Annotated in this window: 10 protein-coding genes; 4 read left to right on the top strand and 6 right to left on the bottom strand. The window is 60.7% G+C overall.

From position 1 onward, the window contains the following. The first annotated feature begins 2 nt into the window (after window positions 1-2). The 4 genes from dnaE (at window position 3) to HYX42_RS02290 (ending at window position 5,830) form a co-directional block, all read left to right on the top strand. Window positions 3-3,296 (top strand): DNA polymerase III subunit alpha, encoded by a 3,294-nt coding sequence (gene dnaE, locus HYX42_RS02275; RefSeq protein WP_293399061.1) that lies wholly within the window; start codon window positions 3-5, stop codon window positions 3,294-3,296. A gap of 121 nt (window positions 3,297-3,417) precedes the next feature. Next, window positions 3,418-4,011, top strand: a complete 594-nt coding sequence (locus HYX42_RS02280; RefSeq protein WP_293399062.1) for a DsbC family protein — start codon at window positions 3,418-3,420, stop codon at window positions 4,009-4,011. A gap of 242 nt (window positions 4,012-4,253) precedes the next feature. After that, on the top strand, window positions 4,254-4,988 hold the full coding sequence (locus tag HYX42_RS02285) for a Crp/Fnr family transcriptional regulator (protein ID WP_293399063.1): 735 nt from the start codon (window positions 4,254-4,256) through the stop codon (window positions 4,986-4,988). A gap of 149 nt (window positions 4,989-5,137) precedes the next feature. Next, window positions 5,138-5,830, top strand: a complete 693-nt coding sequence (locus HYX42_RS02290; RefSeq protein WP_293399064.1) for a Crp/Fnr family transcriptional regulator — start codon at window positions 5,138-5,140, stop codon at window positions 5,828-5,830. 18 nt (window positions 5,831-5,848) lie between these two features. Here HYX42_RS02290 and HYX42_RS02295 read toward each other — a convergent pair whose 3' ends face one another. From HYX42_RS02295 to HYX42_RS02320, 6 genes are read right to left on the bottom strand one after another with little or no spacing between them, the layout of a single operon-like run. Next, on the bottom strand, window positions 5,849-6,538 hold the full coding sequence (locus tag HYX42_RS02295; RefSeq protein WP_293399065.1) for a VIT family protein: 690 nt from the start codon (window positions 6,536-6,538) through the stop codon (window positions 5,849-5,851). Window positions 6,539-6,557: 19 nt separating this feature from the next. Next, window positions 6,558-7,121, bottom strand: a complete 564-nt coding sequence (locus HYX42_RS02300; protein WP_293399066.1) for a cytochrome b — start codon at window positions 7,119-7,121, stop codon at window positions 6,558-6,560. After that, the gene (locus HYX42_RS02305; RefSeq protein ID WP_293399067.1) at window positions 7,118-9,952 is read right to left on the bottom strand and encodes a cation-translocating P-type ATPase; all 2,835 of its coding nucleotides are present in this window, start codon (window positions 9,950-9,952) and stop codon (window positions 7,118-7,120) included. Before HYX42_RS02305 ends, HYX42_RS02300 begins: the two co-directional genes overlap by 4 nt. 4 nt (window positions 9,953-9,956) lie before the next feature. After that, window positions 9,957-11,474: a DASS family sodium-coupled anion symporter gene (locus HYX42_RS02310; protein ID WP_293399068.1), complete on the bottom strand. Its 1,518-nt coding sequence runs from the start codon at window positions 11,472-11,474 to the stop codon at window positions 9,957-9,959. Next, a complete protein-coding gene (locus HYX42_RS02315; protein ID WP_293399069.1) occupies window positions 11,471-12,535 on the bottom strand; it encodes a zinc-dependent alcohol dehydrogenase family protein in 1,065 nt (354 codons plus the stop codon). Before HYX42_RS02315 ends, HYX42_RS02310 begins: the two co-directional genes overlap by 4 nt. A 23-nt stretch (window positions 12,536-12,558) precedes the next feature. Further along, window positions 12,559-12,978 (bottom strand): universal stress protein, encoded by a 420-nt coding sequence (locus tag HYX42_RS02320; RefSeq protein WP_293399070.1) that lies wholly within the window; start codon window positions 12,976-12,978, stop codon window positions 12,559-12,561. Window positions 12,979-13,076: the final 98 nt, after the last annotated feature.

Consider the following 13,076-nt stretch of genomic DNA (forward strand, 5'->3'; position numbering starts at 1 on the left):
ACATGCTGCCCGGCCTTCTGCCCGAATATGCCGAGCTGCACGCGCTCAGCAACTTCAGCTTCCAGCGTGGCGCATCCCATGCGCAGGAACTGGTGGAGCGTGCATCGGCATTGGGCTACCGGGCTCTCGCCATCACCGACGAATGTTCCGTGTCGGGTGTGGTGCGGGCGCATGAAGCCGCCAAAGAGACTGGCCTGAAGCTCATCCCCGGAGCGGAATTCCTGGTGCAGGCAGGCAGTGATTCTGAAAACTTCCGGCTGGTGGTGCTTCCCCACAATGCGCAAGGCTGGGGCAACCTGTGCGAGTTCATCACCACTGCCAGGCAGATCGGGGATGGCGCGGGGAAGCACGTGGAGAAGGGCGGCTATCGCGTGGCTCTCGGCATCACTGATTTTGCTGTCCTGGCCGATTGCGAGGTGCTGCTTTCGCCGCTGCCCGGGCCTGTGGATGTGGGCGCCCTGTGCCGTCATGCGGAGTGGGCTCTCGATATTTTTGGCCAACGCTGCTGGCTGGCGATAGAGCTGTGGCAGGGCATGGACGATGCACTGCGCCTGTCGCAGTTGCGCGAAGTGTCGCGCTGCAGCGGCCTGCCCGCGCTGGCCGCAGGCAATGTGCACATGCACCAGCGTTCACGCAAGCCGCTGCATGATGTGCTTACAGCTATCAGGCTTGGCAAGACGGTGCATGAGTGCGGCTTTGAACTGCAGGGCAATGCCGAGGCACACCTGCGGCCCCGCATGCGGCTGGCCGATATTTACCCGGCAGACTTGCTGCGCGCCACGCTGGAGGTTGCCTCACGCTGCACCTTCAGCCTCGATGAAATCCGCAATCTCTACCGTTACCCGCAGGAAGACATGGTGCCGCCTGAAGAAACCCCGGCCTTTTGCCTCAGGCGCATCACCTGGCAGGGCGCCCACAAGCGCTACCCCGGCCGCATCCCCCGAAAAATCTGCAGGCAACTGAGCCTTGAACTGGCCCTGATTGAAGAGCTTGAATACGAGATGTTCTTCATCACTGTGCATGACATCGTGCGCTTTGCACGCAGCCAGGGCATTCTTTGCCAGGGCCGGGGGTCGGCCGCCAATTCGGCGGTCTGTTATTGCCTGGGTGTTACAGCCATCGACCCCTCCGAGAGCAATCTGCTGTTCGAGCGCTTCATCAGCCGCGAACGCCGCGAGCCGCCCGACATAGATGTGGACTTTGAACACCAGCGGCGTGAAGAGGTCATCCAGTACATCTACGGCAAATACGGCCATGACCGCGCAGCCATTGCGGCCACGGTCATCTGCTACCGTGCGCGCAGTGCAGTACGCGACGTCGGCAAGGCGCTGGGGGTTCCGCTTGAGACGATCGAGAAGTATGCGGGTGAGCATTTCTGGTTCGACGGCAGCAAGGTGCTGCGCGAAAAGCTTGAAGAAACCGGCCTTGAAGGCGGCGCAGGCCAGGTGCTGCAGTGGCTGGAGCTTTCACTGCTGTTGATGGCGTATTACCCTGACCCTGAAGATGAAATTGCCGAGGCGGATGACGGCAAAAAACGCGAACAGGCCAGGCCCGCTTTCCCGCGCCATTTAAGCCAGCACGTGGGCGGTTTTGTTCTCACGCAGGGGAAGCTGACAAGGCTGGTGCCGGTGCAACCCGCCAGCATGGACAACCGGCGCATCATTCAGTGGGAGAAGGACGACCTGGAAGCCATGGGCCTGCTCAAGGTTGATGTGCTCGCGCTGGGCATGTTGTCGGCCCTGCAAAGATGTTTTGCCCTGGTGAACCAGACCCGGGCTACCGACCTGCAGATGCACACCCTGCCGCTGGAAGATCAGCCAACCTACGACATGATTTGCGAGGCCGATACGGTCGGCGTGTTCCAGATTGAAAGCCGGGCGCAGATGTCCATGTTGCCGCGCCTGCGGCCGCGCAACTATTACGACCTGGTGGTGGAGGTTGCCATCGTGCGGCCGGGCCCCATACAGGGCGGCATGGTGCATCCTTACCTCAAGGCGCGCGAGACCCTCAGAAACGGCGGCGAGATCAAATCTGAATATCCGGCACTCAACCCGGCGCTGGAGCGCACTTTTGGCATCCCGATTTTTCAGGAGCAGGTGATGCAGATCGCCATGATCGCGGCCGACTTCACACCCGGCGAGGCCGATGCCCTGCGCCGTGCCATGGCGGCCTGGAAGCGCAAGGGCGGGGTAGGGCACTTTCACAGGCGGCTGGTCGATGCCATGGTTAAAAACGGCTATAGCCTTGAATTTGCCGAGCGCATCTTCAGCCAGATCAAGGGTTTTGGCGACTACGGCTTTCCAGAAAGCCATGCCGCCAGTTTTGCCAAGCTGGTGTATGTGAGTTGCTGGCTCAAATGCCATGAGCCCGCGTGTTTTCTGGCGGCCATGGTCAACTCCTACCCGCTGGGTTTTTATTCACCGGGGCAACTGGTGCAGGATGCCCGCAACCATGGCGTTGAAGTGAGGGCGGTGGATGTCATGCACAGCGAATGGGACTGCACGCTGGAGCCTGCGGCACAGGATGCGATGCGTGAGCGCTATCCGGCCATCCGTGAAAACCAGCCCGCAGTGCGCCTCGGTTTGCGATTGGTGGGCAGCCTGCCCGAAGCTGCAGCCGTGCGCATCATGCAGGCGCGGGCACAGGCTGCTTTCACCTCGACCGAAGACCTGGTATCACGTGCCCGCCTCAGCACCCTTGAGATCAACGCACTGGCTGCCGCCGATGCGCTGATGGCGCTGGCCGGTCACAGGCGCCAGCAGGTCTGGGAGGCCTCGGCCATCAAGCCCGCACCGCTGCTCCTGAAATCAGTACCTACCTTCGAGACTCCTTTGGCCCTGCCCGATACCCCCGAGGGCGAAAACATCCTGTTCGATTACAAGTCCACAGGCCTGACCCTGCGCCGCCACCCTCTGGCCCTGCTGCGCCAGAAACTGGCCAAACGCGGCCTGCTCAATGCGGGTGAACTCAATGCCCTGCCTGACGGTGTTGAAGTCTCAGCTTGCGGCATCGTTACCGTGCGCCAGCAGCCACAAACCGCCAACGGCACGATATTTGTGACGATTGAAGACGAGACCGGCCCGGTCAATGTCATCGTCTGGAAATCCCTGCGCGAAACCCAGCGGATGGAGGTGCTGCATGCCCGTCTGCTGGCGGTGCATGGCATCTGGCAGCGCAGCGAGGAAAGCGGCACCGCCAAAGGCTACGGCGCGGTACGCAATCTGGTTGCCCGGCGGCTGGAAGACCTGACGCCGCTGCTGGGGCGGCTGGGCACCAGCAGCCGTGATTTTCATTGAAGCGCCATAGCGCCGAACTTTTGTAACGACCCTGAATCAACTACCTGTGGCCTTCCGCTATTCTTGGGCCATTGCTTTCAATTACGGGTCATTTTTCGTCACTCTTCACCTCCAGAACAACATGAACTCCAGGATCTTTTCGGCTTTTTCTTCCGCGCTTGTACTGGTTGCCAGCGTGTTTCTGGCCGGCTGCAACAACTCTTCTACCAGCGAACCTGTCAAGACCACGTCTGCAGTGGTGTCCATAGAAGCCATCACCGCTGGCGCCAAGGGGTTTACTGTCGGTTCGCCCATGAGCGCACGTACGGTGTATGTGTTTTTTGATGCCCAGTGCCCGCATTGCAGCGCGCTCTGGTACGCCGCAAAACCGCTCAAGTCACAGGCTAAATTTGTCTGGATTCCGGTCGGCATACTGAACGCCGCCAGCACATCCCAGGGGGCGACCATACTCGCAGCCGCAGACCCTGTCGCAGCCATGGAGACGCATGAGACGTCCATGATGTCCAAAGGCGGCGGCATCAGCGCCACCGCCGATGCAGATGCACAAAAAGACGCCATCAGGAAGAACACCGAACTGATGACCAGCTTCGGGTTTGCATCCATCCCCAGCATCGTGGCCAAACATGCGCAAACGGGTGAACTGGTCAAGCAGGAAGGCGCCATGCCTACTGCCGCCCTGGCCAGCTTTCTGGGTTTGCAGGTCCCTGCACAATAATTTTGAGGTCAGGTATTTGCGCGGCGAAACACCGCGAACAGGCCAGCGCCTGCGGAGCGCTGCCGGAAATCCTGCCTGTCCAACAAGGCGACTAGTGCAAAAGGCTGCAGGTAGATTGACTGCCTATACTGTCCTTATGTGCGATAGCGTACATATGAAACACGTCATAGTGCCTATACTGGGAACTCGACCCACGCCACCTCTACGGCAATGCTCCCCGCAGGGTATTTGCCCAGAGTTTCATGACAGCCAGCCCTTCCAAAGACAAAACCACACCCCGCCAAAATCGCCTGCTTGCTGCCTTGCCTGACGCCGAGTGGCAACGCTGGCTGCCCTTGCTTGAATGGGTGGACATGCCGCTTGGGCACGTGCTTTATGAATCAGGCAAGACCCTGAGTCATGTGTACTTTCCAACGACATCCATCGTGTCGCTGCTGTATGTGATGGAAAACGGTGCATCGGCTGAAATCGCCGTGGTAGGTCGTGAGGGCCTGGTGGGCGTGTCTCTCTTCATGGGCGGTGGCTCTACACCCAGCCGTGCCGTGGTGCAAAGTGCAGGCGAGGGCTTTCGCCTCAATGCCCAGGCGATGAAGGATGAGTTCGATCGTGCCGGGCCAGTGTTGCACCTGTTGCTGCGCTACACCCAGGCGCTCATCACGCAAATGGCGCAAACGGCCGTGTGCAATCGGCATCACTCGCTTGACCAGCAACTGTGCCGCTGGCTGCTGCTCAGCCTCGACAGGCTTTCTGGCAATGAACTTGTCATGACCCAGGAGTTGATCGCCAATATGCTGGGTGTCCGACGTGAGGGGGTGACAGAAGGTGCCCTGAAGCTGCAGGAGGCCGGGCTGATCAAATACGCGCGCGGGCGTATCACGGTGCTTGACCGTCCGGGCCTCGAACAACGCACGTGTGAGTGTTATGCCGTCGTCAAGAAAGAGTACGACAGGCTGTTGCCAGTTGGCCCGGCGCTCTGAATCTGCTCATTCGCGTTCTGTGCGCCAGCGGATGGTTTTGCCACCCCGTATCCTATAGACTCGGTTACCGATCAAGACTGCTACCTCCAGCAGCAGGGCCGTGGCTCATCCTCTCATCCCGAGGGACAGCAGCACACCAGAGAGCTTCCATGACTGCCCCCGAAAATCACCTGATTGCGCTGCTTCCGCGCAAAGACAGGCTTCGCCTGCTTGCAGCCTGCAAACACATCGAGTTGCCGCTGGCCGAGGTGCTGTGCGACCCCGGCAAACCCACCAAATACGTGTATTTCCCTACTGAGGGGTTTATTTCGCTGATTTCCGTGATCCCGGGCAGCCCTGGCGTCGAGGTGGGCATGGTTGGGCGTGAGGGCATGCTCGGCGCGCAGCTTGCACTGGGGGTGGTCACTGCGCCCTTGCACGCGCTGGTACAGGGTGCGGGGACCGCGTGGCGCATAGGCACACGTGCATTTCGTGCAGAGCTTGCAGCCAGTCCGGCGCTGCAGAGCGGCCTCAACAGGTATTTGTATGTGCTGATGGCCCAACTGGCGGAATCAACCGCCTGTGTACGCTTTCACCAGATAGGCCCGCGCCTGGCGCGCTGGCTGCTCATGAGCCAGGACCGTTCGCAGGCCAGCAGCTTTCATGTCACGCAGGAGTTCCTCGCTTACATGCTGGGTGTCCGGCGGGTGGGAATTACTGCCGCAGCAGGCGGGTTCCAGAAAGAGGGGCTGATTGAATACAGCCGCGGTGAAATGACCGTGCTTGATCGCAAGGGCCTGGAGAACGCGGCCTGTGGCTGTTATGCGGCTGACCGCAAGGCCTACACGCAACTGCTGGGCTGATCAGCCCACAGGATCGTGTCAGACGGTGGTTCCAAACACCGCTCCGACGCCGGCGGTGATAATCATGGCCAATGCCCCCCAAAATGTGACTCGCCAGGCGCCTGTCAACGGGCTGGCACCTCCCGCACGCGCAGCAATGGCGCCCAGAAGGGCCAGGAACACCAGTGAAGTTCCGGAAATCCACCAGGACAGGCCTGCTCCAGACGCGAAAACGGCAACCACCAGTGGCAGCGCCGCACCTACCGCAAAACTTGCAGCGGATGCCAGTGCAGCCTGAACGGGGCGTGCGCTCAAGGCCTCCGAAATACCCAGCTCGTCCCGTGCATGGGCACCGAGCGCGTCGTGTGTCATCAGTTGCGCGGCGACCTGCTGCGCCAGATGCTGATCCAGGCCACGACCCACATAGATGGCCGTCAGTTCGCGATTTTCAGCTTCAGGGTCTGCAGCCAGTTCTGCCTTTTCACGGGCCAGGTCCGCGTTCTCGGTGTCTGCCTGAGAATGAACGGACACATATTCGCCAGCAGCCATCGACATCGCACCGGCGACCAGTCCGGCAATGCCGGTGACCATGATGGTTTGCTGGCTGGCATGTGCGGCCGCTACCCCCAGCATCAGGCTGGCTGTCGAGACAATGCCATCGTTGGCACCCAGCACCGCGGCACGCAGCCAGCCAATGCGGGAAGTTCTGTGGCGTTCGATATGTCGCATCGTGTAAGAGCTCCGCAATTTATGGGTGATGTGGTGATTTTGACCCGGGAAGCATCCGGCGCAAGGTGTTGTCGCGCAGGAAATAGTGGTGATACAGCGATGCGACTGCATGCAGCCCCACGAGAAAGTAGCCCGCCGTCGCCCCGATCTCATGGACTTCCTTTATCCAGCCTGCGGCATTCCTGTTTTCAGCGATCAGTGCAGGCAACTGCAATCCAAAAAACGGGATGACCTGGCCTTTTGCACTGAGCAGAAACCAGCCCGCCAGAGGCAGGCCAATCATGAGGGCATACAGCGCCAGTTGCACCAGCTGCGAGAGGCGTTGTTGCCAGACCGGGGGAGGTGGTTCAATAGCCGGCGTTTCCCCCGTCAGCTTCACCGCCAGCCGGATCCAGACCAGCACGAAGACTGTCAATCCCAGCATGTAGTGCCAGGTTTTAAGCGCTGCGCGCATGTCGCTGCCTTTGGGAAAGTTGTCGCTCAATTCCATGCATGCATAAACCGCCACCAGCAGTAGCAGCATCAACCAGTGCAGGATGACGGCGGGTAAACCATAGCGGGCGGTGGTGTTTCGCAAGTTCATGATTTTCTTTGTAGTCGATATGGATTTTCAGGTCTGGCGCGGTGCAGCCACTGACGTATCAGCAGCTTGCGCAATTCGCTGTACGCGAGCACCGTGCTGGCCATGGCAGCACATACCAGCCACTGGTTTGCTGACAGCGGCACCGTACCAAAAGCAATATTCAGCACGGGTACATGAACGACTGCAACCTGCAACAGCGCCGACAACGTCACCGCGCCGAACAGCCAGGGATTCACAAACAGATTGGCAAAAGCACTGCGTGTTTCTGATCGTGCATTGAAGCAATTTAACAGGTGCGCGATCACGAGGACGGTAAACCCTGCGGTGCGGGCGGTAGCCAGGTCTCCTGCCCCCTCGACAAGGCCACCAGGAAGATAGATATCCATAGTCAGAAGTGTTGCGACGGCGATGACTGCACCGATCTCAAAGACGCCAGCCCACATGCGGCCATCCATCACCCGGTCATTCACGCGCCTGGGTTTGCGATGCATGACGTCGTCCGTCGGTGGGTCAATCCCCATGGCCAGTGCCGGCCATGAGTCGGTGATCAGGTTGAGCCACAGGATCTGCGTGGCCAGCAGGGGCAGCACGACGGCAGTACCCGGCTGGGTCAGACCGATCACGCTGGCGCCTACAACGCCCAGGAAGACCGTCAGTACCTCGCCCATGTTGGACGACAGCAGGTAACGCAGGAACTTGCGGATGTTGTCCAGAATGCTGCGACCTTCGCGCACGGCTTCCACTATGGTCGCAAAGTTGTCGTCAGCAAGAATGACTTTTGCCGCATCCTTGGCGACTTCGGTGCCGGTCACACCCATGGCGATGCCGATGTCGGCAGATTTGAGGGCGGGGGCATCATTCACGCCATCGCCAGTCATGGCCACGATGTTGCCGTCGGCCTGCAAGGCATCAACAATCCGCAGTTTGTGCGCTGGCGATACCCGCGCGTAGACCGATGTGGTGCGGACGGCCGCTGCAAAAGCGGCTTTGTCGAGGCTGTCGATCTGCAGCCCTGTAAGCGCGCTTGCGCCGGGCTGGACGAGACCCAGGTCTGACGCGATACGCGCAGCGGTCCGCGGGTGATCGCCTGTGATCATGATGACCCGTATGCCCGCCTGCTGCGCCTCCCGGATAGCCGCTGCGGCTTCTTCGCGCGGCGGGTCCATCATGCCGACCGTGCCGATGAACACCAGGTCAAGTTCAAGAGCCGCTGCGCCTTGCAGGTCATCGTGCACCAGCAGGGGACGATATGCCACCGCCAGCGTGCGAAGCGCCGAGTCCGACAGCGCATCAACCTCCGACAAAATCCGTGCGCGCTGTGTATCGTCCAGAGGAACGATGTCTGGCCCTTTCTGCAGGCGGTTGCACCGCTGGAGCAGCACATCCGGCGCACCCTTGGTGATGAGGATGACCTGACCGCCACGTTCATGGTCGATTTCCAGCGTGGACATCATTTTGCGTGTGGATGTAAACGGGATCTGACCGACACGCTCAAAGCGTTGCTCGCGTCCTGCGGTGACACCCAGCTTGCGCTCTGCAACCAGAAAGGCCGCCTCGGTCGGGTCGCCCTGAATCGTCCAGCTGCCATCCGCGTCCTGCTGAAGGCTGGCATTGCCTGCAAGACATGCCCCGCTCAGCATCATGCGCTGTTCGTCAAACAGGGCGCCAGGGCGCAACGCTGCGCCGTTGTGTTGAATATGACCATCAGGCGCGTAACCCACGCCCGTCACGCGCGTGCTGCCCGATGCGGTCATGATGCATTCGATGGTCATTTCCGAGCGGGTGAGGGTGCCTGTCTTGTCTGTGCAGATGACGGTTGCAGAACCCAGCGTTTCCACGGACGACAGTTTCTTGACGATGGCCTGGCGCTTTGCCATGCGCCTGACACCCAGCGCCAGCACCACAGACAGGATCGCGGGCAAACCTTCAGGGACTGCGGCCACAGCCAGGGCTACACCCAGCAGCAACACCTCAACCACATCGCTGGCAGAGCGGATGTCGGACATCAGCAAAATACTGGTGACCACGATGGCCGCAATCGCCAGCACGGCCATGCCGAGCATGCGCCCGATGCGCGAGACCTCTTTTTCAAGCGGCGTTGGCGCCTCGGTAGTGGCTTCCAGCATGCCCGCGATGGCCCCCATTTCGGTCTGCCTGCCGGTGGCCGTGACGATGGCGTGGCCGTGGCCCTGGACGACCATGGTGCCCTTGAAGACCATGTTGACACGGTCCCCGATGGCTGCCGCCGAAGACAGGGTGCTGATATCCTTGACCACGGCCTGGCTTTCACCGGTCAGCGAGGCCTCCTGCAGGTGCAGGGCTGTTGCATCGACCAGGCGTGCATCGGCGCCCACTGCATCACCCTCGCCAAGCACCAGCAGGTCGCCGCAGACGAGCGCTGCACTCGGCACGCGCATCAAAAGCCCGTCGCGCACCACGCTTGAAGTGACCTGCGTCATGCGAGACAACGCAGCCACTGCATCACGCGCCCTGGCTTCCTCCAGATAGCCGAGCGCGCCATTGAGCAGCACCACTATCGCGATGACCACGGCATCGACGGGCCAGCCCTGCATGCCATCCACGCCCCAGGCCACCAGAGCAATCGCGATGGCGACCATCAGGAGATAGATCAGCGGGTCCTGGAATTGCGCCAGCAGGCGACGCCATGCCGGGGCAGTGGGCGCTGCACGGAGCTCATTCGGCCCATTTTGAGCAAGCCTGCGCTCGGCTTCGCTGGCATTCAGCCCGGTTTGAAGGTCTGTACTGACGGCCTGTACGACGGCTTCAATGCTCTGGACGGAAGGGTCATCAAGCCCGCCGGACTGTGTCATGTCCTCACATCGCTTTGCTCATGTAGCCCATCCACGGCCAGTAGGTCAGTGCAAACACCACCAGCAACACAGCAGCAGCCAGCGTGATGACCAGGCCTGTGCGCACAAAGTCTTTGGCATCAAAGGTATCGGTACCGTAGGCGATCATGTTTTGGGGCGCGTTGACCGGCAGGATAAAACCGAAGCTCACCACAAACTGCAGCAGCATGGTCATGCCGATCACGTTGATGCCCGGGGTCTGCACCGCCAGCATCACACTGATGATGATGGGAATCATGGTCGATGCAAGGGCAGTCGCGCTCGCAAAACCGAGGTGGATCACGATCAGAAAGAGCGACAGCAGCATCAGGATCACAAACGCACTGGCGTTTTGCAGGCCGAGGTTCTGCACGATCAGGTTGGCCAGCCAGCCGGCGGCCTGAGTACGGAGCAGGGCCGTGCCTATGCTGATACCGACCGCAAACAGGATGACTGTTCCCCAGGGGAACCCGCGCTGTGAAGCCTTCCAGTCCATGACGCCAATGCGCGGCAGCAGCATCAAGGCAATGGCGGCGATGGTGGTGGACGAGGTGTCGAAGTCATGCAGCACCTTCTCCGTCGACCAGAATCCGAGCAGGGCCAGCACGATGGTGAGCAGCTTCCACTCATTCAGGGTCATGGGACCTATGGCCAGGAGTTGCTGCCGTATGGTGGCCTGCCCGCCGGCGATTTCTGTCATCTCCGGTTTCATCATGCGGGTCATGATGAAGTACACCGCGATGCTCAGAAGTGCTGAAAACGGAGCGCCGGCAATCAACCATTCCGTCCAGCTGATGCTGGTGCCGAACTGCTTTTCAATAAAACCGATAGCGACCATGTTTTGCGCAGCCGCCGTTTTGATGCCGACGTTCCAGACGCTGGCCGTCTGGGCTGCAGTGATGACCAGCAATCCCGCAAACCGGGCGCGCTTTTCAACCTTGAAGGCCATGATGAAACCCATCATGATGGGTACCAGGCAGGCGACGCGGGCCGTGGTGCTGGGTACGATGAACGACAACAGGAAGCCGACCGCCATGGCGCCCATCACGATATGGTGTGTGGAAGCATCGACCTTTGAGAGCACGACCAGTGCAATTCGCCGGTCCAGGCCGGTCGCGGTCATGGCTGCCGCAATAAAGCAGGCCGCCGCCACCAGTGCAACGGCACTGTTTGAGAATCCCGACAGGGCCAGCCCCAGCGCAGCTGTGGTTCCCATGCCGGCACCCAGAGGTTTTGCCGCGTCAGGTACCCAGGCCAGCAGAAAGATCATCAGCGCGCCTATCACCACGGCGCTCACGGCATAGTCAAGTGCCTCCGTCATCCAGACGATCACCGCAAACGCAAGAATGCCCAGCATCACCTGGCCGGAGGCAGGCAGTCCCTGCAGGGGCGGCATGGCGACAACTGCTACCAGTGCGGCCAGTGCAACGCCCAGGGCTATGCGTTTGCCGGTGGTTGCGCCTGATGCCGGCATGGACGGCACAGCTGGCGTAACGCCGTTCATGCTGCGCTCTCCTCAGGCGCCTCAATGATGACTTTCAGGGCCCTGGTGTCGGCGGCCTTGCCGAAGGTCTCGTAGGCCTGCATGATCTCCGACAGCATGAAGCGGTGAGTGATCAGCTGTTTCGCATCAATGCGGCCGGATTGAAGTGTCCTGAGCAGCATGGGCGTTGAGACGGTGTCTACCAGCCGGGTGGTGATGCTGATGTTGTGGGACCACAGCCGTTCAAGGTGCAGGTCGGCCTTGACGCCGTGCACGCCGACATTGGCAATCACGCCGCCAGGCGCAACGATCTCCTGGCACAGGCCGAAGGTTGCGGGAATGCCCACCGCCTCGATGGCGGTATCGACACCGCGGCCTGCGGTGAGCGCCACGATTTGTTCTGCCGCCTTGCCACTTGCGCTATTGATGGTGGCTGTCGCGCCAAAACGCCTGCCAACGGCGAGCCGGTTGTCGTCAAGGTCAACCATGATGATCTGCGAGGGCGAATACAGCTGAGCGGTGAGCAGGGCTGCGAGCCCGATAGGGCCGGCGCCCACGATGGCGACCGTGCCGCCGGGCTGTACCTTGCCATTGAGCACCCCGCACTCAAAGCCGGTCGGCAGAATGTCGCTCAGCATCACCAGCGCCTCTTCATCGGCGAGAGACAATCCGGCGGGAATGGGGTACAGGCTGGTATCGGCGTGGGGTATTCGTACAAAACCGGCCTGGGTGCCGTCTATGCTGTTGCCCAGAATCCAGCCGCCTGTCGTGCAATGCGAGTACATGCCCTTGCGGCAATACTCGCAGCGGCCACATGAGGTGATGCAGGAGATCAGCACCTTGTCGCCAACCCGGAAGCCTGTCACGCCTGGACCGACGGCATCGACGATGCCAATGCCTTCGTGGCCAAGAACGGTGCCCGGCTTGCAGGTGGGCACGTCGCCCTTGAGGATGTGAAGGTCGGTGCCGCAAATCGTCGTGTGTGTGATCCTCACGACGGCGTCCGTGGGCGCAATGACAAGCGGCCTGGGCCGCTCTTCAAGGCTCTTCTGGCCCGGGCCGTTGTAGACAAGTGCTTTCATGGCGGCCCTGGTGTGATGCGGGCTTACTTGACCAGCAGTACGGGAATCTCGCTGTCGGTCACTACGCGCTGGGCAATGCTGCCCATGATGGCCCGGCCCAGCCAGCCATGGCCGTGTGTGCCCATCACGATCAGCTGTGACGACTCTTTCTTGGCTGCAAAAATGATCTCATCGACCGTTGAGCCGATCACTGCATGGGCCCGGTAGCGTATGCCCTGCTTGTCGAGAAAGGCCCTGATGGGTTCCAGCACCTTGTTGGCTTCTTCTGCGTGATAGGCTGCAACTTCGGCAGAGCCCAGCATGGTCGTCACCCGTCCCGGTACGGGGGTTTGCACATTCAGTACCAGAAGCTCGTCCTTGTCCAGCATGGCCTTGTTGGCGACCACAAAGTCAAGGGCTTTCTGGGTAAACGGGCTGCCATCTGCTGCGAGGAGAATTTTCATGGTGTTTCCTTTGTAGGGGTGGTGACCTGGCCCGGTTGATTCTGCCCATATTGGCATCAGTGCCCGGGGGCCGGGTTGATGTGAATCAAACGGAATTC

The sequence above is a fragment of the Polaromonas sp. genome (genome assembly GCF_016185115.1).
In the GTDB taxonomy this organism is placed as follows: Bacteria; Pseudomonadota; Gammaproteobacteria; order Burkholderiales; family Burkholderiaceae_C; genus Polaromonas.